Here is a 23858-nt window from a genome sequence, read left to right on the forward strand (position 1 = left end):
CCACTTTGCGCTAACGCGGCCCTCCGAGTCCGGATCATGCGTGCATCAGATCAACAACAGCATCTTCAGCGCGAAGTAGATCCACATCGCGAGCAGCACAAGCACGCCCGCGAGCCAGATCGTGGAGCGCCGGCCGGGATCGTTGGAGGAGACGAACACGCCGGCATGGGCAAAGCGCGTCACCACGAACACCCAGGACATCAGCACGATGAAGAGATCGGCATGGCGCAAGGGCAGCGCCAGGGCGATCAGCGCGTAGAACAGCACCGGCAATTCGAACTGCTCGCCCAGCGCAATGTCGCGGCTCTTGGTCTCGCCGGAGACCAGCGAGCGCCGGCGCGCCAGTACCATTCCGATCAGGAGTGCGAAGGTGAGACCGACCTGCACGAAGACAGGCAGCAAAACCATTTGGATGGACATCGGAACTTTCCCGTAAGGCGGAACACCGCGGACCGTCATTAGCCGCGACTGCTGGCGCTGACAATCAACGAGTTGAACCGGTGTTCCCGGTCCCGCGACCAAAGGCCGATAGTTAAAGCGATTTCGGCCCCCGGGGCCGCAAGGCGAGCGGGCGCCAAGAGACTGACATGAACACCCTCTCCAGCCTTTTGACCGAATCCGCGGACGGCCGGCTCGGCGTCCTGATGTCGGCGCTGTCAGGCATGGCGGCGGCGCTCGCGGTCGCGCTGGCGATGACAGTGTACTTCCGCCTGAGCTACCGGAGCTGGCGCGACGTCGTCAGGCATGGTCTCGCCACTCTGGCCGCCCTCGCCCTGTTTGCCTTCGCCGCCTACGACATGCGCCACGCCGCGCTGGCTTATCTCGGCCTCAACCCGTCCAAGCCGGCGGTCGAGTTCGAGATCCGGATGCCCAGGGAAACGCTAACGGCGGTGACCGACAGCCAGATCGAGCTGCACACCGACCGCAACCAGACGCTGGCGCTGGTCGACGGCGTGCGCGAACTCGGTGATGGCCGCTCCGTGCTGCGCGGCGCCGTGGCGCTCAACCACCGCACCGCCGACCGCGTGCTGGTCGTGAACCTGCCCGGCAAGGGCACCTTTGAATTCCGTCTCCGCCTGCCCGCCGAGCCGCACCGGTCCGAGCAGTTCGGGCCCTGGCACCTCGCCGACCGCATCGCCTCGCCGGCCACCGGCAGCGTCGCCCCGCAGGACGCCTACACGATCCGCTATCGCGTGCTTTAAACTTTGTTTCATTGCGATGCATGCGCGCGCCGTCATCGTTCCGACGTGCGACACCGCGTATGCTGACCCCATGTCCGAATTTCGCCTGACGCAGATTTCCGACACCCATCTCGGCCGGCGCTTCCCCGGCCTGATCGCCAACTTCGATCGCGTCAGCGAGCATATCGACGCTGATAGACCCGACCTCGTCGTCAACACCGGCGACGTCTCCTTCGACGGGCCGACAAGTCGCGACGATGTCGAATTCGCCAAGAGCCGGCACGCCGCCCTGCCCGTCGCCTGCCGCTACCTCCCCGGCAATCACGACATCGGCGACAATCCGACCGCGATCGGGCCTGCGCCCAAGCCGCCGGTCGAGGAAAAGCACCGCCAACAATTCCGCGACATCATCGGCGAAGACCATTGGTCGTTCGAAGCGGCCGGCTGGCACTTCATCGGCCTGAACTCGCTGGTGATGAATTCCGGGCTCGCCTTCGAGGCCGAGCAGTTCGACTGGTTGTCCCGGGAAATGGCGCGCATCAACGGCAGGCCGATCGCGCTGTTCGTGCACAAGCCGATGTTTCTCAACCTGCCCGACGACCCCGAGACGCCGGAGACCTCCATCCGCTACGTGCCGCAGCCGGCACGCGCGCGTCTGATCGAGATGTTCTCGACCGTGGACCTGCGCCTCATCGCCAGCGGGCACGTGCACCAGCGGCGCGACTTCACCTACCGCCACACCCGCCATGTCTGGGCGCCGTCGGCAGGCTTCAGGATCAACGACGCGCGCCAGGACCGGATCGCGATCAAGGAAGTCGGGCTCGTCGAGTACCGCTTCCGGCCGAACAGTTTTGAAGTTCGTCACGTCAGGGCCGCGGGCCAGGTCGATGTCGATATCGAGGAGCTGCTCGCCCAAATGGGCGGCGAGCACTAACCCAATTCACGGGCACAACACCTTACCCAATTACCTCACTGCATTGAATTCGCGCCAAGATTGGCTAGAATACGCTAATGACAACGTTGTCATTCCGACATATCGTTCCCGAGCGGTCGAGGAGCCGCTGAGGGAGCGACGATGCAGTTCTTGTCCCGGTGGGAGAGCCAACGTCTTTCAACGACCACGCGGGGCATCCCCCTGGTCGATGGCCTGCCGATCGAGGAGATCGCCCGCCAGAATTGGCAGCCTTGCCGCGGCGATCTCGCCCTGCCCGCCCTCACCCTCGATGAAGCTGCCTTCGCGGCCAATCGCGACCTCTTCCTTCGCTGGTGCGAGAGCGCCGGCGTTGCCGTTGCGCCCCACGCCAAGACGCCGATGTCGCCGGAGCTCGCACGGTCGCTGCGCGGGGCCGGCGCCTGGGGCACGACGGTTGCCAACATCCAGCAAGCCGCTGTGCTGCTCGCCCATGGCGAGCGGCGCCTGCTGCTGGCCAACGAGATCGGCGGGCTGGCGGCCGGCCGGCGGCTCGGCGCGCTGATCGGCGCCTATCCCGACGTCGAATTTCACGCCTTCGCGGATTCACCGGCGGCGGTCGCAGCACTGGCGGAAGCGGCCCGGATTGCGGGCCGCCGCGAATTGTCCGTGCTGGTCGAGCTCGGCGCGGGCCGGGCCGGGGCGCGCGATCGCGCCGCGGTCGAAGCGACGATTGCGGCCGTGCTCGCGGCCGACGGCCTCCTGCTCGGCGGCGTCGCCACTTACGAAGGCGCGGTCGCAACGCCCGATGCCGACGAGACGATGCGCGCGATCGCGGCGCTGATGGAGCGCACCATCGCGGCCTTCGCGCTGGTACGTCATGCTGCCCCGGGCCGGCCGCTGATCATCAGCTCCGGCGGCTCGGCCTATTTCGACGTCGTCGCCCGCGCGCTCACACCGAGCGCGCAGGCCGACGGCAACGCCAGCGTCCTCTTGCGCTCAGGCGCCCTGTTCTTCGCCGATCACGGCATTTACGCGCGCGCTTTCGCCGAGCTCGACCGTCGCGGCGGTCTCGTCATCGACGGCGCGCGGCACTCGGCGGCCGAGGGTTTCCAGCCTGCACTCAAACTTTGGGCCGAGGTGTTGTCGCGGCCGGAGGCAAGCCTTGCGATCGCCGGCTTCGGCATGCGCGATGCCTCCTTCGACCAGGGATTGCCGGTGCCGCTGTGCGTCTTCCGCGACAGCGTCGCGCAGCAAGGGCTCGCCGAGACCTTGTCGGTCACCCGACTCAATGACCAGCATGCGTTCCTGTCCGTTGCGCCCGATGGCTCGCTTGCGGTCGGCGACGTCATCGCCTTCGGCATCTCGCATCCCTGCACCTGCCTCGACCGCTGGCGCGTCATCCTCGGCCTCGACGCCGACGGCGTGGTGACGCGCGCCCTCCCCACCCAGTTCGGCTGAGGCGGCGCGCGCAATGAATTTCCTGCCGCTGTGGCGCTATCAGAACCAGCTCATCGATGGCGCCATCGTCACGCTCGAGCTGACGGTGATCGCGGCCCTGGCCGGGCATTTGATCGGCGTTGCCGGCGCGGTCGCGCTGAACGGCCGCGTCACGCCGTTGCGCTGGCTGGTGCGCGGCTATATCGAGCTGTTCCGCAACACGCCGTCGCTGATCCAGATCTTCATCGTGTTCTTCGTGCTGCCGAACTTCGGCCTGAAGCTGCCGGCCTTCGAAGCCGCCGCCGTCGCGCTGTCGCTCTATTTCGGCGCCTACTCGGTCGAGATCATCCGCGCAGGTCTCGATTCCGTGCCGAAGAACCAGATCGAGGCCGGCCAGTGCCTTGGGCTGTCAGGTTGGCAGGTGTTCCGTCACATCCTGCTGCCGCCGGCGCTGCGCAACGCCTATCCGGCCGTGACCAGCCAGTTCGTCCTGCTGCTGCTCGGCACCTCGCTCGCCTCGCAGGTCGCCGCCGACGAGCTGTTTCATGCCGCGGGCTTCATCGAGAGCCGCACCTATCGCAGCTTCGAAGTCTATGCGGTGATCTGCGTGGTCTATTTCGCGATGGCGATGTCGTTCAAGGCGCTGTTCGCCATCATCGGTCTGGCGGCCTTCCGCTGGCCGCGGCGGCGCTGAGGGGAAAGCGATGCGATCCTTCACCCTCATCGATTTCGTCTCGCTGTTCGCGGCGCTGCGCTGGACAGTTGCGCTCGTCGTGCTCGCGCTCGCCTTCGGTGCGCCGCTGGCGCTAGCGCTCGCCACGGGCCGCATCAGCCGCTTCGCCGGCCTGCGCTGGACGATGGCGGCGTGCATCCAGATCGTCCAAAGCGTGCCGCTGCTCGGGCTGCTGTTCTTCTTCTATTTCGGCATGCCGATGTTCCTGGGCATCCAGGTGCCGGCCCTCGTTGCCGTGACCGTCGCCTACACGCTCTAGACCGCCGCCTTCCTCGGCGAGATCTGGCGCGGCGGGCTGGAAGCCGTGAAGCAGGCGCAATGGGAGGCAGGCAGCTGTCTCGGCCTCTCCGCCTGGCAGCAATTCCGTCACATCATCGCGCCGCAGGCGCTGCGGCTGTCGCTGCCGCCGACCGTCGGCTTCCTGGTGCAGCTGATCAAGGGCACCTCGCTCGCCTCGATCCTCGGCTTCGTCGAGCTCGCCCGCGCCGGCCAAGTGGTGAGCGCGGCGACGTTCCAGCCGCTGCTCACCTACGCGCTGGTCGCCGCGATCTATTTCGCGCTGTGCCTGCCGCTCACGCTCTGGTCCCGCTCTCTGGAGGCCCGCCTCGATGGCTCTCGTTGAAATCCGCGACGTGCACAAGACATTCGGCAAGGTCGAGGTGCTCAAGGGCGTCTCGCTCGACGTCGAGGAAGGCGAGATCGTCACGATCATCGGCCGCTCCGGCTCGGGCAAGTCGACCCTGCTCCGCTGCATCAATGCACTGGAGAGCGTCGATTCCGGCGAGATCCGCGTCGAGGGCGAGAAGGTCCACGCCAGGATGCCTGACCTGAAGGCATTCCGTCAGCGCGTCGGCATCGTGTTCCAGGCTTTCAACTTGTTTCCGCACCTGAAGGTCGAGCGCAACATCACGCTGGCTCCGCTCCTCACCGGCCGCACCGACAAGGCCCGCGCGCGGGCGCTTGCCGACGACGTGCTGACCAGGGTCGGTCTCGCCGACAAGATCGACGCCTGGCCGGAGCAGCTCTCCGGCGGCCAGCAGCAGCGCGTCGCCATCGCGCGCTGCCTCGCCATGGCCCCTCACCTCATGTTGTTCGACGAGGTGACCTCCGCGCTCGACCCCGAGCTCGTCGGCGAAGTCCTGAAGGTGATGGAGGCGATGGCGAAGCAGGGCATGACCATGATCCTGGTCACCCACGAGATGGGGTTTGCCCGCAACGTCGCCAACCGCATCGTCTTCATGCATCAGGGCCGCGTCTGGGAACAGGGACCGCCGGCAAAGCTGTTCGCCAATCCTGAAACCCCCGAGCTCGCAAGCTTCATCGCGTCCGCCAAATGATCAACCAGCCATCCGCCACCAGGAGAGAGTCATGAGACAACTGAAGTCCCTCTTTGCGATCGCAGCCACCGCGCTCGCCGTGCTCGCTGCCCCCACCCTCGCGCAGGCCGACAAGCTCCAGGACGTGCTCGCCTCCGGCAAGCTGCGCGTCGGCCTGCTGACCGATGCCGCGCCGTGGGGCTTCAAGGACGACAAGGGCGAGATCGCAGGTCTCGATGCCGATCTCGCCCGGCTGATCGCCGCCGACATGGGCGTCAAGCTCGAGCTCGTGCCGGTGACGGGCGCGGCGCGCATCCCGAGCCTGCTCTCCGACAAGATCGATATCCTGATCGCGGGCCTCGGCGCGACGCCCGAGCGCGCCCAGCAGGTGATGTTCTCGCAGCCCTATGCGGTGGTGAATCTCGGCGTCTATGGCGCCAAGGCAATTCCGGCCGCGACCGGCAAGAAGCCTGACAATCTCGACGGCCGCAGCGTTGCGGTCGCCAAGGGCTCGACGCTCGACGTCTGGCTCACCGACAACGCGCCGAAGGTGAAGCTGGTGCGTTTCGAGGATACGCCGGCCGCGCTCGCCGCGTTTCTCGCGGGACAGGCCGATACCTTCGCCGAGAACAGCGCCATCGCGCTGAAGGTGCAGGACCAGAACCCGACCAAGGAGGTCGAGCTGAAGTTCCTGATCCGCCAGTCGCCGGCTCATGTCGGCGTGCGCCAGGGCGAGCAGAACCTGCTCAACTGGATCAATACTGACATCTTCTTCAACAAGCTCAACGGCAAGCTCGGCGCGTTGCAACTAAAGTGGTTCAAGGAAGAGCAGACGCTGCCGACGCTGTAAGCTTGCGCACGGCTCCTGCATCATGCGGGGGCCAAGCTTCACGAGGAGAATTTCGAGATGATCAAACGTTACGTCGTCGGCTCGCGCATGAGCCAGGCCGTCGCCGCAGGCGGCATGGTGCACATCGCCGGCCAGGTCGCTGACGACCGCAAGGCCGGCATCGTGTCGCAGACCCAACAGGTGCTCGCCAAGATCGACGCGTTGCTGAAGGAGGCCGGCTCCGACCGGTCGAAGCTGATCGCCGTCAACGTCTTCCTGCCGCATATCACCGACTTCGACACCATGAACTCGGTCTACGATGCCTGGATCGATCCGGCCAACCCGCCGGCGCGCGCCTGCGTCGAAGCCCGCCTCGCCGATCCCGACCTGCGCGTCGAGATGACCGCGGTCGCCTTGCTGTAAAGGCACCGCCACCCTTTCAACCTTTGGCCGGCGCCGGCGACGGCGCGGCCGCGAGGCAAGCCATGCATACCGGACTTTTCCATGAGATCGATTTCGAGAAAGACCAGAAATGGTCGGGCCATCTCGGCATTCCCTTCTCGATCGATCGCTCCCCCTACTACCAGCTCAAGATCCCGATCTTCCGAATCAAGAACGGTGCCGGACCAAAACTGCTCTTGATGGCCGGCAATCACGGCGACGAATATGAGGGCGAGATCGCGCTGACGCGGCTGTATCGCCGGCTCGATGCAAAGGACGTCAAAGGCGAGATCACCATCCTGCCCTTCGCCAATTGGCCAGCCGTGATGGCTGCGCGCCGCCGCTCGCCGCTCGACGAAGGCAACCTCAACCGCGCCTTCCCCGGCGATGCCGCGGGCACGCCGACGTTCCGGCTTGCGCACTTCCTCGAGCACGAGCTGTTTCCGCGGCACGAAGTCGTCTTCGACATCCATTCCGGCGGCACCTCGATGGCGCATGTGCCTTGCGCGCTGATCGAGCGGCAGGGCACGCCCGAGATGTTCGGCCACGCGCTGCGCCTGATGGAGGGGTTGGGGATGCCCTTCGCCTTCGTCGCGGAAAACGGCGCGACCGCTCCGACCTCGATGGCCGCGGCTGCACGCGCCGGCGCGATCGGGCTCTCCGGTGAATTCGGCGGCGGCGGCACCGTCACGCCGCAGACCATGGCGCTCACCGCGCGTGCGATCGACCGGCTGCTGCTCGCACTCGGCCTCGTCCAGGCGCCGGTGCTGGGCCCTCACGCGCCGGTCGAGCGCGCCACCGAATTGCTGGCGCTGCAAAGCCATGCGCAGGCGGTGTTCGCGACCCGCCGCGGCTGGTTCGAGCCCGCCGTCATGGTCGGCACGCGGGTTGCGGCCGGCGACATCGCCGGCTGGTACCATAATTTCGAGCGCCCGGAGCTGCCCGAAGAGGTGCTGCGCTTCCCCGCCGACGGCATCGTGATCTCGCAGCGCCTGCACACCGACAGCCAGAGCGGCGACTGCCTGGTCCAGGTCGGCCGCGCGCTGTCACGAGACGAGCTGCCGGCGCGCTGAGTTTTGGAGACGATACCGACTGCGATTACACTCGGGATTCGATGACCGATCCGGCAAAGCCGACCTATGACGACGTGGTGCGCATTCCAGCGCCGCCCGGCCGCGCCAGCGCGAGCGGGCGGCCGCCGCGCATCGAGGAGGTCGCGGAGCGTGCGGGCGTTGCGCCGATCACGGTGTCGCGGGTGCTGCGTCACCCCGAGAAGGTCAATCGCGAGACTCGCGAGCGTATCCTCGAAGTGATCGAGGCGACCGGTTACGCCTCCAACCCGCATGCGCGCGCGCTGCGCTCGGGGCGCTCGAATGTGGTGATGGCCTTCGTCTCCAACATTCTCAGCCAGCAGTTCGGCCTCGCGGTGCGCAGCTTCGCCGCCACGCTGGAGCCGGAAGGCTTCGAGGTGCTGGTCGGCCAGACCTCCTACTCCTATGCCAAGGAAGTCGCGATGATCCAGTCGCTGCGCGGCATCCGCCCCGCAGCAGTGATGTTCACCGGCGTGATCGAGCTCGAGGAGAATCGTGCCGCGCTGCTCGAACTCGGCATTCCCGTGATCGAGACCTGGGCGTTTCCGCGCGACCCCATCGACATGCTGGTCGGCCTGCCCAATGCCGATGCCGGCGCGATGGCGGCGCGCAGGCTGGCTGAAGCCGGACATCGCCGCGTCGCCTTCATCGGCCGCGGCAGCGGCCGTGGCGCACTGCGCTGCGACGGATTTCGGAACGCAGCGGCACAGCTGGGCCTCGAGATCGTCCACGAGATCGGTGTCGGTGAGATCACGGGACTGGCCGACGGCCGCGCCGCCTTCACCGCCCTGCTCGAACGCGGCGGCGACGTCGATGCGGTGTTCTGCGCCAACGATCTGCTTGCGACCGGCGCGCTGATCGAGGCCCGCGCCCGCGGCCTCTCGGTACCGCACAATCTGGCGCTGCTCGGCTTCGGCGACAACGATGTCGCCGATCAGATCACGCCCGGTCTCACCACCATCTCGTTCGATGCGGCGGCCGTGGGGCGGATCGCGGGCGAACTGCTACTGGCGCGGCTATCAGGCACGCCGCACGCCGAGCAGCGGCTCGCCGTCGAGCTGTTCCTGGTCGAGCGCGGTAGCGTCTGAGGTTGCGGATCAGGCGATGGTCTTGAGATCCTGCTGGATCGCAGCCAGCAGCGATTGCAGCGCATCACTGTTCACCGGCCTCGCCTCCGCCTTCGCAGGCTGGATCTTGTCAGGCTGCGCAGCTTTGCCCGGACGTTTCGGGAATGGCGGTGGTGGCGCCGGCATCGCGGCTGGCGTGAAATCGCCCTCCTCGTCGACATGGACAAACTTGCCATGGATGACGTCGTCGCGACGGCCCATGACGAACAGGGTCGCCCAATAGCCGGCAGCCAGAAGGATTACGCTGAAAATACCAATCTCTAACATCGCAGCACCTAAAATATGCGCGATGATTCAATGCCTTCGCCCAGCCGTCAATGAACCGACGGTCACACCTGAGGCTTTTGCGGGCAGGTGTGGCCGGTCGGTCACTCTTTGTTAACCATCGATGTCCGGGGTGTGACGCCTTTGCAACTAGGCCTTGCAGCTAGAGCCCCGTTCCGGGGCTCTAGAGTCTCGTTTGGCGCGTTTTCTTCACGCGAACCGGTACCCACTTCGCTCGAAAACGCTTTACGCCTTATCTTGCCCGACCCGCACCAGCTGCTTGCCGAAATTGGCGCCCTTCAGGAGCCCCATGAAGGCGCCGGGTGCGCTGTCCAGGCCCTCGGTGACGAACTCCTTGTACTTGACCTTGCCGTCGCGGACCCAGGTAGACATGTCGCGCAGGAAGTCGCCATGGCGGTTGGCGAAGTCGGAGACGATGAAGCCGCGGAAGGTGAGCCGCTTGGTCAGCGTCGCGCGCATCATGCTGGCCGCCCATTTCGGCGGCTTGGCCTCAGTGTCGTTGTAATGGGCGATCAGGCCGCAGACCGGCACACGCGCGAACGGATTGAGCAGCGGGAAGACCGCCTCGAACACGGCGCCGCCGACATTCTCGAAATAGACGTCGATGCCCTTCGGACAGGCAAACTTCAGCTTCGCGGCGAAATCGGTTTCGCGGTGATCGAGGCAGGCATCAAAGCCGAGCTCCTTCACCACGTAGTCGCACTTGTCCTTGCCGCCGGCGATGCCGACCGCGCGCGCCCCCTTGATCTTCGCGATCTGGCCTACGGCCGAGCCGACCGCACCGGAGGCACCGGCGACGACGACGGTCTCGCCTTCCTGCGGCTTGCCGATGTCGAGCAGGCCGGTATAGGCGGTCATGCCGGGCATGCCGAGCACGCCGATGGAGGTCGAGATCGGACCGAGCTTCGGATCGACCTTGATCAGGCCCTTGCCGTTGGAGATTGCGTGCGACTGCCATCCGGTACGGGCTCGCACGATGTCGCCCTTGGCGAAATCAGGATTGTTGGAGGCCGCGACCTCGCTGACCGCCTCGCCCTCCATCACGCCGCCGACCGGCACAGGTGCTGCGTAGGACGGACCGTCACTCATGCGCCCGCGCATATAGGGATCGAGCGAGAGCCAGATCGTGCGCAGCAGGACTTCACCCGCGCCGGGCGCCGGAATCGCGAATTCCTCCAGACGAAAATCGGATGGCTTTGGCTCGCCGACGGGACGCGCGGCGAGAACGATGCGTTTTGCTTGGGACATGGCTTCCTCCGGATTTTGTTTCGACCGGACGGAAGCGGAGGGAAAGGAGCGCGTCAATACAAAAGCACACTCTCGCTGTCATCGCCCGCGAAGGCGGGCGATCCAGTATTCCGAGACGCCTGTGATTGAGCCGAGAAGCCGCGGCGTACTGGATGCCCCGGTCAAGCCGGGGCATGACAGTGGTGTGTGGAGTACCTAACCCGCGCCCGGATAGTTCGGGCTCTCGCGCGTGATCGTGACGTCGTGGACGTGGCTTTCGCGCAGGCCCGCGCCGGTGATGCGGACGAACTGGGCCTTGTCGTGCAGGTCCTTCATGTCCTTTGCGCCGACATAGCCCATCGCGGCGCGCAAGCCGCCGGCGAGTTGGTGCATGACGTTGCCGACCGGGCCCTTGTAGGGCACCTGGCCCTCGATGCCTTCAGGCACGAGCTTGAGCGTGTCCTTGATGTCCTGCTGGAAATAGCGGTCGGCCGAACCGCGCGCCATCGCGCCGACCGAGCCCATGCCGCGATAGGCCTTGTAGGAACGGCCCTGCCACAAGAACACTTCGCCGGGGGTCTCGTCGGTGCCGGCGAGCAGCGAGCCGACCATGGCGATGTCGGCGCCGGCGGCGAGCGCTTTCGCAAGGTCGCCGGAGAACTTGATGCCGCCGTCGGCAATGACGGGAATGTCGGACTTCTTTGCAGCTTCCACCGCATCCATGATCGCGGTGAGCTGGGGAACGCCGACGCCGGCGACGATGCGGGTGGTGCAGATCGAGCCCGGGCCGATGCCGACCTTGATGCAGTCCGCGCCCGCATCGATCAGCGCCTGCGCGCCCTCGGTGGTGGCGACGTTGCCGGCAACGACCTGCACGGAGTTGGACAGGCGCTTGATGCGATTGACCGCATGCAGCACGTGGCGGGAATGGCCGTGCGCGGTGTCGACGACGACGAGATCGACGCCGGCATCGATCAGGCGCTCGGTGCGCTCGAAGCCGGTGTCGCCGACGGTGGTGGCGGCGGCGACGCGCAGGCGGCCCTGTGCGTCCTTGCAGGCGAGCGGATGAGCGACCGCCTTCTCCATGTCCTTCACGGTGATCAGGCCGACGCAGCGATATTGCTCGTCAACCACGAGCAGCTTCTCGATGCGATGCTGGTGCAGCATCCGCCGCGCCTCGTCCTGGCTGACATTCTCGCGCACGGTGACGAGGCCGTCATGCGTCATCAGCTCGGAGACTTTTTGCCGGCGGTCGGTGGCAAACCGCACGTCGCGGTTGGTGAGGATGCCGACCAGCTTGCCGGGCGTATTCTTGCTCGCGCCGGTGACGACGGGAATGCCGGAGATGCCGTGGTCGCTCATCAGCTTGAGCGCATCGTCGAGCGTGGCGTCGGGGCTGATGGTGAGCGGGTTCACCACCATGCCCGACTCGTAGCGCTTGACCTGCCGGACCTGGGCGGCCTGCCCTTCGGGATCGAAATTGCGGTGGATGACGCCGAGGCCGCCGGCCTGCGCCATGGCGATGGCCATGCGGGCTTCGGTGACCGTGTCCATGGCGGAGGCCATGATCGGGATGTTGAGCGGAATGGCGCGGGTGACGCGGGAGCGGATGTCGACCTCGCCCGGCATGACGTCCGACAGGCCCGGCTTCAACAGCACGTCGTCGAACGTAAAGGCTTCGCGAATGCCTTGAAGTTGCACCGTGGCCATCTGCCAACTCCTTCCTGCGGCCCTGCCGCAAATAGCTATGGATGAGCGCCGCCCTCAGCGTGCCTTGCGGCATCGCCGGAGAATCGGAGCCCATCGGTGGGGTTGACGCGGGTCGATAGCACGGCCACGCGACGAATCAAAGCAAATCGGACCGCCGGCCAGCCATGCACAGGCTTTTTAAGTAAATTCGGCGTGGATGGCCGGGTGGCGGCCCCCCTCGTCATTCCCCGGCGCGACGAAGTCGCGAGCCCGGAATCCATCCCGCAGCGGTCTCTGGGGCCCGATGGATTCCGGGCCCGCCAAGGGGCGCGCCGCGGAATGACGCGGGAGCGCGCACACCCGCCGTCGAGGGTCACACCGTTGTTACGCAGGATTTAGGTGCTATGCGTTGATCCGCAATGGTCCCGGCGGAGCGGCGGTGATAAGCCGCAAGTCCACCTTTCCTTCTGATTTTCATTACCAATCCGTCATGGTCGACAAGCAACGCGTCATTCCGCTGATCGTGGCCACCGCTCTCTTCATGGAGAACATGGATTCGACGGTGATCGCCACCTCGCTGCCCGCGATCGCGGCCGACATCGGCACGAGCCCGCTGACGCTCAAGCTTGCCATCACCTCCTATCTGCTGTCGCTCGCGGTGTTCATCCCGGCGAGCGGCTGGACTGCGGACCGGTTCGGCGCGCGCATGGTGTTCGCGATCGCGGTCGGCGTGTTCATGGTCGGCTCGATCGGCTGCGCACTCTCGACCTCTGTCACCGATTTCGTATTCGCGCGCATCCTTCAGGGCATGGGCGGGGCGATGATGACGCCGGTCGGACGCCTGGTGCTGCTGCGCTCGGTCGACAAGAGCGCGCTGGTCAACGCAATGGCCTGGGTGACGGTCCCTGCCCTCATCGGCCCCGTGATCGGCCCGCCGCTCGGCGGCTTCATCACGACCTATGCGTCATGGCACTGGATCTTCCTGATCAACATTCCGATCGGGCTGCTCGGCATCTTCATGGCCTTGCGTTTCATCGATCCCATCAAGAGCGAGACGCGGGAACCGTTCGATCTTTACGGCATGGTGCTCGCGGGCGTTGGCCTCGCCGGCATCGCCTTCGGTCTTTCCGTCGCCGGGCTCAACCTTCTGCCCTGGAGCACGGTCGCGGCCCTGGTCGTGGGCGGAGCGATCTCGATGACGCTGTATGTCCTGCACGCGCGGCGGACGGGTTCGCCGGTGCTGGATTTTTCGCTGCTGAAGCTGCCGACGCTGCGCGCGGCCGTTTTCGGCGGCTTCATGTTCCGGCTCGGCATCGGCGCGCTACCGTTCCTGCTTCCGCTGCTGATGCAGATCGGATTCGGGCTGTCGCCCTTCCATTCCGGCCTCGTCACCTTCGGCTCCTCGCTCGGCGCCATGGGCATGAAGACGCTGGCAGCGCGCATCATCCGCACCTTCGGCTTCCGCAACTTGATGACGGTGAACGCGATCGTCAGCGCGTTCTTCCTCGGCGTCTGCGCACTGTTCACGGTGACGACGCCGCTGCTCATCATCATGGTGATCCTGGTGGTCGGCGGGTTCTTCCGCTCGCTGGAGTTCACCGCGATCAACACGGTGGCCTATGCCGACGTCGAGACCGCGCAGATGAGCCGCGCCACCACGCTGGTTAGCGTCAACCAGCAGCTCGCGGTCTCCGCCGGCGTCGCGGTCGGCGCGGCCTGCGTGGAAACGACGATGTGGTTCAACCATGTCAGCGAGATCGACGCCACCGTGTTCGCGCCGGCCTTCGTCGTGATCGCGCTGACCTCGGCGGCGTCGAGCTGGTTCTTCTGGCAGATGCCTGCCGATGCCGGCCACGAGATCTCCGGCCGCAAGGCGGTGGAGATCGCCAGCCGCAAGGGGGCCGCAAAGAGCGCCGCGACCGCCGCCGTCAAGACGGCGACGGAGGATACGCAGGACGTGCGGGACCAAAGGCTCGGCTAAGGCGCTATCAGGCCCGAGTGACGTCGGTCAGAACCCGACGTCGCAAAATCGTCCACGATGTGGCGGGCACGGGCGGCGTCCGCCGGCCGGTCGGCCCAGCACTCGTGCCCAGCCGCCTTGACCTAGCTCAAGGAGCGAAAGCCGGACATGAGCCTCGATGACACCTGCAAACGGTGATCGAAGACCAGGCCATGGCTCTATTGGGACGGGATACTCCGTTCGGGGACGTACTTGATCCGATGGAACGGATCTCGGAGACTTTGTTCGGGCTGATCATGGCCCTTACCTTCATCTGCTCGCTTGGTGTCGCGACCGGGACCAATATCAATGTTCAGACGATGCTGGTTGGTGCGCTCGGCTGCAACCTCGCCTGGGGCATCGTTGACGGCGGTCTTTATCTGCTGGCGCGCATCAATGACCGGGGAGACAAGATTCTGACCCTCCGCGCGATCCGCAAGGCGCCGGATCCCGAAGCAGCGCGCCGCGTCATTGCCGACGCACTGCCGCCGGAATTGTCGGCCATGCTGCCCGTAGAGCAGTTGGAATCGCTGCGGCAACGGTTGCAACAATTGCCTGAGCCGGCTCCCGGTCCAGGGCTGACGAAGCGTGACTGGATCGGAGCGCTCGGCCTTTGCCTGCTGAGCTTCCTGTCGACCTTCCCGGTGGTCATCCCGTTCCTGTTCCTGAGCGATGCCAGACTGGCGCTGCGCGTCTCCTATGCCGTCGCCATCGTGATGCTCTTCTGTTGCGGTTACGTGTTCGGGGTTCGTAGCGGGCTGCGGCCTTCAGTGGCGGGACTTGCGATGGTGGCTGTCGGTAGTACGCTGGTTGGCATCGCGGTCGCTCTGGGAGGATGATCGACTTGCGGCGACACGAAGCATCGTTTCGGGGTGCAAGCGGCGCCTTATTTGCCGCGCTGGCCGGATTGTGGCTTGCACCCATGACCGGCGGTTTGGCGCTGGCCCAATCCTCGGCCGGGGCGCTCGGCCTCGGCAACCGCGGTTGGTCGGCGGCCGACACCACCCACGCAACGCCTGCCGACGAGTTCGAGTTCAGCGCTCGCGCGGGGCTTGCATCCGACTACATCTATCGCGGGACCACGTTGTCCGATCATGGCCCCGCGGCTGGCGCCGCCTTCGAGACGAGATGGGGCCCGCTCTACGCCGGCACAACGGTCGCCACCGTCAAGCTGCCGACCCAACCGGCCGCCGAACTCACCTTTGCCGCCGGCGTGCGCCCGCAGATTGCCACGATCGATTTTGATCTTGGGGCGACCTATTTCGCCTATCCCGGTGAAAGACTTCCTGGCGAAACCAACGGCATCAATTATTGGGAGATCGTGGTCCGCGGCGATCGACGCATCGGCGATCAGTTCCGCGTCGCCGGCGGTTACGCCTATTCTCCGAACGTCTCGAACACCGGCGCCTGGAGCCAATATGTGGCGGCCGGAGTCGGCTTCGACGTGCCGGAGCGGCTTCTGCTGCAGAACCTGACCGTGTCGTTCACCACCGCCGCCGGCTATTCCTGGTTTGGCAACCAGACCCCCCAACTCGGCGGCTTCCCGCTGCCTGCCTATCTCAACTGGCAGGCTGGCGTGACGTTCACGCACAAGGCGCTCAACCTCGATCTGCGCTACTACGACACCAATCTGTCGAAGGAAAACTGCTTCGTCTTTACAGGCGATCCAAATGCGCGGCCGGGCGGCCGTGTCAATCCGATCACCAACCCGGACGGCCTGGTCTCGAACTGGTGCGGCGCGACATTCGTCGCCAAGGTCTGGTTTGCGTTCAACTAACTCAGGGAACCACCGTCGGCGGCAATATTCGGTAGAGCACGACACCCAGCCCGAGCGCGTCGCCCGTCAGGACGAGCTTTCCGCTATTGATCGTTCGCTGCAGCAATATCCTCTGCAGGTTGGGATCGGGGTGGGTCGGATCGGAATAGAACTTCGCCAGGTTGCTGGTATTCGCATCGATCAGGTAGCGCTCAATCGTCACGGTCGAGCCATTGCTGAACGGCAGGTTGTCGACCTCAAGCGAAATCCCCTCCGGCGTCTCGGTCGAAATGTTGTTGCCGAAGACACGTGTCGGATCATAGTTGTAGACCATGATGTTCGCGGTCGAGTTAGCGCCGTCCCAGGTCGCGAACGCATTGAGGTGGGAGCCCGACCCGCCGGTGAGAGCGGCCTGCACGCGCTGGCCGGACATCTTGTTGTACATCTTGAAGAGGTTCGCGACCGGCTTCGGGTAGTAGTCGGCCGGCTTGTCGCCGTGCGGCACCTTGTGGAGCAGGCTGGCCTGGCCGAGGAAAGGTGTGATGTTTGGATCCCCCTGGCCGTCGCCGATAATGAGGTAAGACCCCATCGATATCTTCTTTTTCACGGCTTCGGACAGGAACGCCGCCGTCCAGGCCGCCCCCTTGTGCGAATAATTGACGTCAGTCGCCTCATAGGCCGTAGGGCCCCATTCCGACAGGAACAGTTTAACGTCGGGCATGTTGGCATTGTTCTTCTTCAAGGCGTCCAGCTTGGCCTTGGCCTTGTCGACCAGATTGTCGAAGAACGCGAAACCGCCGGTGCCGTCTGTCGAGCCGTAATAGTGGAACGAAAAACGATCGAGCCGCGCGTTGAATTTTGCCAAGTAGGTGTCTGCCAGCGGATTGAAGGTCTGGTCGAGGAAGACTTCCTCCAGCGTCGGAAGATTCTCCGCCGGATAATAGTTGAAGCTCAGTCCGACCAGGGCCGGCCCGGCCATTTCCAGCGTCTTGCCGCTATAACTCTGGTTGGCGGCGAGTTCGTTTCTGATGTTCACGATCGCCTGCGAGAAGACCTTCTGAACCGGCAAGAGTTGCCTGGGCAGACGGCGCGCATCGAGCCCGTAAGGGTACGACAAGGTCGGATCCTCGGCCTTGGACATCACGTGGGTCTGCAGCGGGGTCCACTGGTTGAGGACATACTTGGCCGGATCCATCCACCACAGCCAACGGCCCCATGACCCCAATGGCTTGAGCCTGTAGGCGGATGGATTGGTGTCGCTCCAGTTCTCCGGGGCTGAATCGGCGATATCAGCCTCGTTGCTGACCTCGAAGATGACGGATGACGCCCCGCCGTCGAACGATTTCTTCGCGATATATCGCACGAGAGCGTTGGCGTATTTCTGGAAAAGTGCCGGAGCCGGCCCGTTCCGATTCCAACTCTCGCCAGGTCCGTATTGCACCAGGCGCGGCGGCATGAAGGCCGCGACCGCCACGTGAGGCGAGAGCCCGCGACCCAGGGCCCACTCAAGATGCCAGGCCAGAGGCTGGCAGTCCCCCGGATGGAAAACGCCGTCCTGCGTGTACCCGAACACATCGCCGGTCTGATCGACATCGCAATAGACATCGCTGAGCAGCAGGCGCGTCCGCTTCATGCCGGTATCGGTGATGATCTGGTTGAACTGGTCGAGAGCCTGCTCGGACGGGCTGTTCGCGCTCTGGTAGATCTTCTTGAGATCACCGAGATCGTCGTTGCCGCTGAGGCCGATATTGTAAGGCCTCTGGGTGCTGACCGTGATCGACGTCCCTGCACGCGACGTCGTCGCCGAAGCAAAGCCGAGCGACGCCAACGCCAGAAAGGAGACCGAGGCAAGGGACAGGCGATGCTTGCAAACGCGCAAGCGTTGTCGATGAAGGCACGGCATGGATTGATCTCACCCGCTGAAATTGCAGATGATGAATCTATCAGCTCAAGATGTTATCGATGTGAATGTCATGCTGATGTGAGCGTGACACGTCAGCCCGGGTCCGGCTGCCCGCCGCGAAACCCCGTCGCCAGCACATAGCGCTCGGAGGAATCCTGCCTGCTGGCCGCGGGCTTCACATGCCGCACTGTCGCAAAATCGCGCTTGAGCTGGGCCAGCAGATCGGCGTCGGCGCCGCTCTGGAACGTCTTGGCCAGAAATGCCCCGCCCGGTTTCAGCACGTCGCAGGCGAACGCGGCCGCCGTCTCGATCAGGCCGACGATGCGGAGCTGGTCGGTCTTGCGGTGGCCGGTGGTGTTGGCGGCCATGTCGGACATCACGATGTCGGCGCCGCCCCCGAGCATCGCAGTGAGCTTCGCGGGTGCGTCGTTGTCCATGAAGTCGAGCTGCGCGAAGTCGACGCCGGCAATCTCGGGCATGTCCAACAGGTCGATCGCGACGACCTTGCCCTTGCCGTCGACCGAGCCGACGCGCTTGGCGGCGATCTGGCTCCAGCCGCCCGGCGCAGCGCCGAGATCGACCACCGCCATGCCGTGTTTGAGCAGGCGGTATTTGTCGTCGATCTCGAGCAGCTTGAACGCGGCACGCGAACGATAGCCGAGCGCCTTCGCCTTGACGACATAGGGATCGTTGAGCTGCCGCTCCAGCCACAGCTTCGACGACAATTTGCGCTTGCCGCCGGTCTTGACCTGGACGTGCAAGCGGCCGGTGGTGTCCTTGGCCATCTCACCAGCTCCTGAGTGCGCCGTCCTCGCGCATCATCTCGACCAGCATGCCTTCGCGCAGGCCCCGGTCGGCGACGCGCAGGCGCGGCAGCGGAAAGGCGCGGCGGATGGCATCGAGGATGGCGCAGCCGGCCAGCACGAGATCGGCGCGCTCGACGCTGATGCAGCTGTTGTTGGCGCGCTCCTCGTAGCTCATGCCGAGCAGCTTGCTGATGGTCGCGGTGATGTCGGAAACGTTCATCCAGATGCTGTCGATGCGGCGGCGGTCGTAGCGCGCGAGGTTGAGATGGATGCCGGCGAGCGTCGTCACCGTGCCCGAGGTGCCGAGCAGGTGCATGTCGGCGAGATCGCCGCCGTGCGCTTCGGCGAACGGCGCGACGTGGTTGGCGACCTCCTGCTCCATCGCGGCATAGATTTCCGGCGTGACGTCGCGGCCGCCGAACTGCTCGGCCAGCGTCACGACGCCCAGCGGGATCGACATCCAGGCCTTGATGCGCGGCTCCGGATTTTGCGGATCGCGCTCGATCCGCACCAGCTCGGTCGAGCCGCCGCCGATGTCGAACAGGATCGCGCCCCTGCCCCGGGGGTCGACCAGCGGCGCGCAGCCGAGCACGGCGAGCGAGGCCTCGGTCTCGCGGTCGATCACCTCGAGCTCGATACCGGTCTCGGCCGCGACGCGGCTACGGAAACCTTCCGCATTCGAGGCGGCCCGGCAGGCTTCGGTCGCGATCAGCCGCAGCCGCTTGGCCTTGCGCAGATTGATCTTGTCGCGGCAGATGCTGAGCGCGGCGACGGCGCGCTCGATCGCGGCCTCGCTGATGCAGCCGGTCGCCGAGACGCCCTCGCCGAGCCGGATGATGCGCGAGAAGGAATCGACCACGCGAAAGCCGTCGCTGGTCGGACAAGCGATCAGGAGCCTGCAATTGTTGGTGCCGAGGTCCAGCGCCGCATAGACGCCGGTTCCCGGCGCTTGCGCGGCGACGGCCGGTTCGGGGGCCAACGCCACCGCCGCCATCGACCCCTCCAGCCCACCGTGCGGCGCATGGCCGTCGCGGAGCCGCGTGTGGTCATTCATACAAATTGTCTTTCCGCGGCCCGATGGGGCCGATCTGGAATTGCTTTTTCGCCTGAAACATTAGCAGCGCGGCAAGCCTGCGCAACAACGCATCACATGGGACCATGCCCATTCGTGCGTTGTCGTGAACGGGACCGTGGGTTATTTTTGGAGGGTCCGGTCCTCCAGGCGCCCCCCAAAACGCGCGATTGCCGGCTTTTCAGGTCAATTCCATGCAAGAACACACCAAATCGTCCACGCTCGAAAACGCTATTGCACTGCAAAAATACGGCGTCGGGCAGCCGGTCCGTCGCAAGGAAGACGATACGCTGGTGCGCGGCAAGGGCCGCTACACCGACGATTTCAACCTGCCCGGCCAGGCCCATGCCGTGGTCGTCCGCTCAACCCATGCCCATGGGCTCATCCGCGGCATCGGCACCGACGCCGCCAGGGCGATGCCCGGCGTGCTGGGGGTGTGGACCGGCAAGGACCTCGATGCCGCCGGCTACGGCCCCTTCACCTGCGGCCTGCCGCTGAAGAGCCGCGACGGCTCCCCCCTGCTCCAGACCAACCGGCAGCCGCTGGCGACCGACAAGGTCCGTTTCGTCGGCGATCCCGTCGCCTTCGTGGTCGCCGACACGCTGGCGCAGGCGCGCGACGCCGCCGAAGCCGTCGAGCTCGATATCGAGCCGCTGCCGGCGGTGACCGATCCCGAGGAAGCCACCAGGCCCGGTGCGCCGCTGCTCTATGACCACATCCCGAACAATGTCGCGCTCGACTACCACTATGGCGACATCGACAAGGTGAACGCGGCCTTCGCCAGTGCCGCCCACGTCACCAAGGTCGACATCGAGAACACCCGCGTCGCCGTCGTCTCGATGGAGCCGCGCGTGGGGCTCGCCTCCTACGACAAGAAGACCGAGCGCTACACCATCCAGATGCCGACGCAGGGCGTTGCGGGCAACCGCGCCAACCTCGCCAAGAACCTGAAGGTGCCGAACGAGAAGGTGCGGGTCCTCACCGCCAATGTCGGCGGCTCCTTCGGCATGAAGAACGTCAATTACCCCGAATACATGTGCATCCTGTACGCGGCCAAGGAGCTCGGTCGCCCGGTGAAGTGGCTGGACGAACGCTCCACCAGCTTCCTCTCCGACAGCCACGGCCGTGCGCAGAAAATCCATGCCGAGCTGGCGCTCGACGCCGAAGGGCATTTCCTCGCGGCAAAGCTTGAAGGCTACGGCAATCTCGGCGCCTACATCACCGGCGTCGCGCCGGGACCGCTCTCGCTCAACACCGGCAAGAACTTTTCGAGCGTCTACCGCACGCCGCTGATGGCGGTCGACATCAAGACGGTGCTCACCAACACCACGCTGATGGGCGCCTATCGCGGCGCCGGCCGGCCCGAGGCGAACTACTACATGGAGCGGCTGATCGACCGCGCCGCCGACGAGATGGGCATCAACCGGCTGACCTTGCGCAAGCGCAACTTCATCAAGCCGAACCAGATGCCGTTCCCGGCCTCCTCCGGCGTGACCTATGACAGCGGCGACTTCCAGGCGGTGTTCAACAAGGCGCTCGAAATCTCCGACCACGAGAACTTCACCAAGCGCAAGAAAGAGAGCAAGAAGATCGGCAAGCTGCGCGGCATCGCCGTCGGCTCCTATCTCGAGGTCACCGCGCCGCCGAGCCCCGAACTCGGCAAGATCGTGTTCGATCCCGATGGCTCGGTACAGCTCATCACCGGCACACTCGATTACGGCCAGGGCCACGCGTCCGCATTCGCGCAGGTGCTGTGCGCGCAGTTAGGGGTGCCGTTCGAGAGCGTGAAGCTGGAGCAAGGCGACAGCGACATCGTCCACACCGGCAACGGCACCGGCGGCTCGCGCTCCATCACGGCAAGCGGCATGGCCATCGTGGGCGCCGCCAAGCTCGTGATCGAGAAGGGCAAGCGCGCCGCCGCGCACATGCTGGAGGCCTCCGAGGCCGACATCGAGTTCGCCGACGGCAGCTTCACCATTGCCGGCACCGACCGCAGCATCGACATCATGGAGCTCGCCAGGAAGCTGCATGACGGCAAGGTGCCGGACGGCGTGCCTGACAGCCTCGACGTCGACCATACCAGCGAGCCGGTGCCCTCGGCATTCCCGAACGGCTGCCACGTCGCCGAGGTCGAGATCGACCCTGATACCGGCGTAGTGCAGATCGTGCGCTACAGCGCGGTCAACGATTTCGGCACGGTGATCAACCCGCTGCTGGTCGCGGGCCAGCTTCATGGCGGCGTCGTCCAGGGCATTGGCCAGGCGCTGATGGAGCACGTCCGCTACGACGAGAGCGGCCAGCCGATCACGGGCTCGCTGATGGACTACGCGCTGCCGCGCGCCGAGGACGTTCCGAACATGACGGTCGGCGATCATCCGGTGCCGGCCACGACCAATCCGCTCGGCAGCAAGGGTTGCGGCGAAGCCGGCTGCGCCGGCAGCCTGTCGACGGTGGTGAACGCGGTGCTCGACGCCCTCTCCGACTACGGCATCAAGCACATCGACATGCCGCTGACCCCGGAGCGGGTGTGGCGCGCCATCCAGGATGCGAAGGGCAACGCGGCGTAGGGGGAGTTCCGCGATCGTGACAACGCCGGGGGTTCGACCGGCATTCCGAAAGAGATCACTTGATCGCTGTTTCGGCGGCGATCAACTCCTTTCCCTCCGTGGTCGTGATCGTTAGCCGTATCTTTTCCCCGCTGCGGCCGTCGGCAATCGCTGCCGAAATGCGATTTCCGTTGTTCGGATCGGCGCTCACGACCCCGCTGAACAGAGCCGTGTCACCCTGTTTCAACGTGACAAGCAACGGGATGGCCGGTTCGACGCTGAAGAACTCGAGAACAGCGCGAGACGCCTCGGCCGAGAAATTGATCAGGATTTTCTCGTTCGCATGCGTCACGTTGCTCATGCCGACGGTCGGGCTGTAGGTTTCCGGAATCGACACCTCACTGCGTGCGGGAAAATCTGTGCTGTGGAAGAACTGGTCTGACACGCCCGCCCATAATTCGACATACGGCCGCCACTCGTTCGGATCCTTCCGGGCATCGGTTTCGCCGGTGAACGACGGAAACCCCCACGTCCACATTTTCAGGCCCCGCGTGAGGGTATTGTCCGCAATGCGAATAATTCCTTCTGCATTGTCATGGTTGATGACGCCCCAGAAATTCCCGCCCTGCATATCTGGTGCAGCATAGGCGATGCCCATCGTTGGCCAGTTCTTGAAGTAGCGCAGGTTTTCGAAGCGCCGCCTGCCCATACCCGCGCTCTCGTCGCCGTCGGCCAGATTGGCCGACCAGGCAGGCGTCGTGAAAGTTCGGATCGGCGCGATGATTTCGGCGCCGCCCGTTGCCTTGGGATTTTTCGGCTCCGATCCCGGAGCGAGCGTCGTGCACGTCCAGTATTCGTATTGGACAGCCTCGTCGTTCGGATTCTTCAGCACCACGCGCGCATCGAGTGCGGCACGATCGGCCTTCAGCGTGACGTAGTAGCTCGCCTCGATGCCGGTCGCGCCCCTGAACTTGCTCGGCCGCGCGGAATAGTCGAAGTCATCCCGGAACGACATCACGACCGTGACTTCGTCGGCGCCCTGCTTCACCACCCGGAAAGCCCACGGCTTCAGCCACGTCTTGCCGTGCTCGGCATCCGGGAACGTTGAAAAGATTCCGCCGTACACCATCAGCCAGTCGTAGTAGAAATTTCCGGCCTTCATGCCGTAGGGCACTCCGACTTCCGTTCGATAGAGCTGCTCGTGGCCGGTCGGCTTGTAGACCATGGAAAGAATACGCCCTCCGAATTCGGGCACGAGCGTTACCCTCAGATATCGATTCTCAAGCACGTAGGACTTGAAACTGCGTTCGACGATCACGCTCTTGTCGAGCGACCCGCTGACAAAGCCATTCTCCGCATCGCCGGCGAATTTGACGGTGCTCCACGTCGTCGTCTGCTCGCTGAGCGACACACTATCGGACACCGGTCCGGCGGCATGCACGACGCAAAGCGCCTGGAGTGACAAAAGGAGTGCTATTCCAAAACAAACGAGGGCGCGCAAGGAGAC

Annotated in this window: 21 protein-coding genes and 1 pseudogene; 14 read left to right on the forward strand and 8 right to left on the reverse strand. The window is 65.1% G+C overall.

Features of this window, described 5'->3' with window-relative positions; all coding sequences use genetic code 11:
* Positions 1 to 45 precede the first annotated feature (45 nt).
* The gene (locus ABIB99_RS16945) at positions 46 to 420 is read right to left on the reverse strand and encodes an MAPEG family protein (RefSeq protein WP_063986431.1); all 375 of its coding nucleotides are present in this window, start codon (positions 418 to 420) and stop codon (positions 46 to 48) included.
* A gap of 167 nt (positions 421 to 587) precedes the next feature.
* Here ABIB99_RS16945 and ABIB99_RS16950 point away from each other — a divergent pair, with 167 nt between their 5' ends.
* From ABIB99_RS16950 to ABIB99_RS16995, 10 genes and pseudogenes are all read left to right on the forward strand, one after another.
* A complete protein-coding gene (locus ABIB99_RS16950) occupies positions 588 to 1202 on the forward strand; it encodes an acriflavin resistance protein (RefSeq protein ID WP_354176719.1) in 615 nt (204 codons plus the stop codon).
* A 70-nt stretch (positions 1203 to 1272) separates the two neighbouring features.
* On the forward strand, positions 1273 to 2115 hold the full coding sequence (locus ABIB99_RS16955; protein WP_038955218.1) for a metallophosphoesterase family protein: 843 nt from the start codon (positions 1273 to 1275) through the stop codon (positions 2113 to 2115).
* Positions 2116 to 2256: 141 nt separating this feature from the next.
* Positions 2257 to 3552, forward strand: a complete 1296-nt coding sequence (locus ABIB99_RS16960; RefSeq protein ID WP_354176720.1) for an alanine racemase — start codon at positions 2257 to 2259, stop codon at positions 3550 to 3552.
* A gap of 13 nt (positions 3553 to 3565) precedes the next feature.
* Positions 3566 to 4225 (forward strand): amino acid ABC transporter permease, encoded by a 660-nt coding sequence (locus ABIB99_RS16965; RefSeq protein WP_354176721.1) that lies wholly within the window; start codon positions 3566 to 3568, stop codon positions 4223 to 4225.
* Between the two features lie 10 nt (positions 4226 to 4235).
* Positions 4236 to 4886: pseudogene (locus ABIB99_RS16970) on the forward strand (amino acid ABC transporter permease).
* Positions 4873 to 5601, forward strand: coding sequence for an amino acid ABC transporter ATP-binding protein (locus ABIB99_RS16975; protein ID WP_063983791.1), 729 nt, complete (start codon positions 4873 to 4875; stop codon positions 5599 to 5601). Before ABIB99_RS16970 ends, ABIB99_RS16975 begins: the two are co-directional and overlap by 14 nt.
* A 31-nt stretch (positions 5602 to 5632) precedes the next feature.
* Positions 5633 to 6430, forward strand: a complete 798-nt coding sequence (locus ABIB99_RS16980) for a transporter substrate-binding domain-containing protein (RefSeq protein WP_354176723.1) — start codon at positions 5633 to 5635, stop codon at positions 6428 to 6430.
* Positions 6431 to 6487: 57 nt separating this feature from the next.
* Positions 6488 to 6832: a RidA family protein gene (locus tag ABIB99_RS16985; RefSeq protein ID WP_018645782.1), complete on the forward strand. Its 345-nt coding sequence runs from the start codon at positions 6488 to 6490 to the stop codon at positions 6830 to 6832.
* 62 nt (positions 6833 to 6894) lie between these two features.
* The gene (locus ABIB99_RS16990) at positions 6895 to 7923 is read left to right on the forward strand and encodes a succinylglutamate desuccinylase/aspartoacylase family protein (RefSeq protein ID WP_063986433.1); all 1029 of its coding nucleotides are present in this window, start codon (positions 6895 to 6897) and stop codon (positions 7921 to 7923) included.
* Between the two features lie 41 nt (positions 7924 to 7964).
* Positions 7965 to 9029 carry a LacI family DNA-binding transcriptional regulator gene (locus ABIB99_RS16995; RefSeq protein ID WP_063983793.1) on the forward strand — a complete coding sequence of 355 codons (1065 nt, stop codon included), beginning with the start codon at positions 7965 to 7967 and terminating at the stop codon, positions 9027 to 9029.
* 9 nt (positions 9030 to 9038) lie between these two features.
* On the opposite strand, the gene ABIB99_RS17000 is transcribed toward ABIB99_RS16995, so the two are convergent.
* From ABIB99_RS17000 to guaB, 3 genes are all read right to left on the reverse strand, one after another.
* Positions 9039 to 9335, reverse strand: a complete 297-nt coding sequence (locus ABIB99_RS17000; protein ID WP_063983794.1) for a hypothetical protein — start codon at positions 9333 to 9335, stop codon at positions 9039 to 9041.
* Between the two features lie 243 nt (positions 9336 to 9578).
* Complete coding sequence (curA, locus tag ABIB99_RS17005) at positions 9579 to 10601, reverse strand: NADPH-dependent curcumin/dihydrocurcumin reductase (RefSeq protein ID WP_166352583.1); 1023 nt, start codon at positions 10599 to 10601, stop codon at positions 9579 to 9581.
* A gap of 195 nt (positions 10602 to 10796) precedes the next feature.
* Positions 10797 to 12290, reverse strand: coding sequence for an IMP dehydrogenase (gene guaB / locus ABIB99_RS17010; protein ID WP_354176725.1), 1494 nt, complete (start codon positions 12288 to 12290; stop codon positions 10797 to 10799).
* Positions 12291 to 12759: 469 nt separating this feature from the next.
* On the opposite strand from guaB, the gene ABIB99_RS17015 reads away from it, so the two are divergent.
* The 3 genes from ABIB99_RS17015 (at position 12760) to ABIB99_RS17025 (ending at position 16045) form a co-directional block, all read left to right on the forward strand.
* Positions 12760 to 14250, forward strand: a complete 1491-nt coding sequence (locus ABIB99_RS17015) for an MFS transporter (protein ID WP_354176726.1) — start codon at positions 12760 to 12762, stop codon at positions 14248 to 14250.
* A 173-nt stretch (positions 14251 to 14423) separates the two neighbouring features.
* Positions 14424 to 15107 carry a VIT1/CCC1 transporter family protein gene (locus tag ABIB99_RS17020; RefSeq protein ID WP_354176727.1) on the forward strand — a complete coding sequence of 228 codons (684 nt, stop codon included), beginning with the start codon at positions 14424 to 14426 and terminating at the stop codon, positions 15105 to 15107.
* An 83-nt stretch (positions 15108 to 15190) separates the two neighbouring features.
* Positions 15191 to 16045 carry a TorF family putative porin gene (locus ABIB99_RS17025; RefSeq protein WP_354176729.1) on the forward strand — a complete coding sequence of 285 codons (855 nt, stop codon included), beginning with the start codon at positions 15191 to 15193 and terminating at the stop codon, positions 16043 to 16045.
* A 1-nt stretch (position 16046) separates the two neighbouring features.
* Here ABIB99_RS17025 and ABIB99_RS17030 read toward each other — a convergent pair whose 3' ends face one another.
* The 3 genes from ABIB99_RS17030 to ABIB99_RS17040 all read right to left on the reverse strand — a co-directional run bounded on the left by ABIB99_RS17030 (position 16047) and on the right by ABIB99_RS17040 (position 19787).
* Positions 16047 to 17903 carry a hypothetical protein gene (locus ABIB99_RS17030; RefSeq protein ID WP_354176730.1) on the reverse strand — a complete coding sequence of 619 codons (1857 nt, stop codon included), beginning with the start codon at positions 17901 to 17903 and terminating at the stop codon, positions 16047 to 16049.
* Between the two features lie 116 nt (positions 17904 to 18019).
* Positions 18020 to 18712 (reverse strand): RlmE family RNA methyltransferase, encoded by a 693-nt coding sequence (locus tag ABIB99_RS17035; RefSeq protein ID WP_063983800.1) that lies wholly within the window; start codon positions 18710 to 18712, stop codon positions 18020 to 18022.
* A 1-nt stretch (position 18713) separates the two neighbouring features.
* On the reverse strand, positions 18714 to 19787 hold the full coding sequence (locus ABIB99_RS17040; protein ID WP_354176733.1) for a Ppx/GppA phosphatase family protein: 1074 nt from the start codon (positions 19785 to 19787) through the stop codon (positions 18714 to 18716).
* A gap of 212 nt (positions 19788 to 19999) precedes the next feature.
* Here ABIB99_RS17040 and ABIB99_RS17045 point away from each other — a divergent pair, with 212 nt between their 5' ends.
* On the forward strand, positions 20000 to 22372 hold the full coding sequence (locus ABIB99_RS17045; protein ID WP_354176735.1) for a xanthine dehydrogenase family protein molybdopterin-binding subunit: 2373 nt from the start codon (positions 20000 to 20002) through the stop codon (positions 22370 to 22372).
* Positions 22373 to 22427: 55 nt separating this feature from the next.
* Here the strand turns inward: ABIB99_RS17045 and ABIB99_RS17050 are convergent, their stop codons facing one another.
* Positions 22428 to 23669 (reverse strand): DUF5107 domain-containing protein, encoded by a 1242-nt coding sequence (locus ABIB99_RS17050; RefSeq protein WP_354176737.1) that lies wholly within the window; start codon positions 23667 to 23669, stop codon positions 22428 to 22430.
* Between the last annotated feature and the right edge of the window lie 189 nt (positions 23670 to 23858).

The organism is Bradyrhizobium sp. LA6.1 (genome assembly GCF_040547805.1).
GTDB classification, from domain to species: Bacteria; Pseudomonadota; Alphaproteobacteria; order Rhizobiales; family Xanthobacteraceae; genus Bradyrhizobium; species Bradyrhizobium barranii.

What these genes read in the sequence shown, in the direction of transcription:
- ABIB99_RS17025 (WP_354176729.1), top strand. Translation starts at nt 15,191, where the DNA reads ATGACCGGCGGTTTGGCGCTGGCCCAATCCTCGGCCGGGGCGCTCGGC.
- ABIB99_RS16950 (WP_354176719.1), top strand. Translation starts at nt 588, where the DNA reads ATGAACACCCTCTCCAGCCTTTTGACCGAATCCGCGGACGGCCGGCTC.
- ABIB99_RS16980 (WP_354176723.1), top strand. Translation starts at nt 5,633, where the DNA reads ATGAGACAACTGAAGTCCCTCTTTGCGATCGCAGCCACCGCGCTCGCC.
- ABIB99_RS16990 (WP_063986433.1), top strand. Translation starts at nt 6,895, where the DNA reads ATGCATACCGGACTTTTCCATGAGATCGATTTCGAGAAAGACCAGAAA.
- ABIB99_RS16995 (WP_063983793.1), top strand. Translation starts at nt 7,965, where the DNA reads ATGACCGATCCGGCAAAGCCGACCTATGACGACGTGGTGCGCATTCCA.
- guaB (WP_354176725.1), bottom strand. Translation starts at nt 12,290, where the DNA reads ATGGCCACGGTGCAACTTCAAGGCATTCGCGAAGCCTTTACGTTCGAC.
- ABIB99_RS16955 (WP_038955218.1), top strand. Translation starts at nt 1,273, where the DNA reads ATGTCCGAATTTCGCCTGACGCAGATTTCCGACACCCATCTCGGCCGG.
- curA (WP_166352583.1), bottom strand. Translation starts at nt 10,601, where the DNA reads ATGTCCCAAGCAAAACGCATCGTTCTCGCCGCGCGTCCCGTCGGCGAG.
- ABIB99_RS16975 (WP_063983791.1), top strand. Translation starts at nt 4,873, where the DNA reads ATGGCTCTCGTTGAAATCCGCGACGTGCACAAGACATTCGGCAAGGTC.
- ABIB99_RS16945 (WP_063986431.1), bottom strand. Translation starts at nt 420, where the DNA reads ATGTCCATCCAAATGGTTTTGCTGCCTGTCTTCGTGCAGGTCGGTCTC.
- ABIB99_RS17035 (WP_063983800.1), bottom strand. Translation starts at nt 18,712, where the DNA reads ATGGCCAAGGACACCACCGGCCGCTTGCACGTCCAGGTCAAGACCGGC.
- ABIB99_RS17040 (WP_354176733.1), bottom strand. Translation starts at nt 19,787, where the DNA reads ATGAATGACCACACGCGGCTCCGCGACGGCCATGCGCCGCACGGTGGG.
- ABIB99_RS16965 (WP_354176721.1), top strand. Translation starts at nt 3,566, where the DNA reads ATGAATTTCCTGCCGCTGTGGCGCTATCAGAACCAGCTCATCGATGGC.
- ABIB99_RS16960 (WP_354176720.1), top strand. Translation starts at nt 2,257, where the DNA reads ATGCAGTTCTTGTCCCGGTGGGAGAGCCAACGTCTTTCAACGACCACG.
- ABIB99_RS17045 (WP_354176735.1), top strand. Translation starts at nt 20,000, where the DNA reads ATGCAAGAACACACCAAATCGTCCACGCTCGAAAACGCTATTGCACTG.
- ABIB99_RS17000 (WP_063983794.1), bottom strand. Translation starts at nt 9,335, where the DNA reads ATGTTAGAGATTGGTATTTTCAGCGTAATCCTTCTGGCTGCCGGCTAT.
- ABIB99_RS17015 (WP_354176726.1), top strand. Translation starts at nt 12,760, where the DNA reads ATGGTCGACAAGCAACGCGTCATTCCGCTGATCGTGGCCACCGCTCTC.
- ABIB99_RS16985 (WP_018645782.1), top strand. Translation starts at nt 6,488, where the DNA reads ATGATCAAACGTTACGTCGTCGGCTCGCGCATGAGCCAGGCCGTCGCC.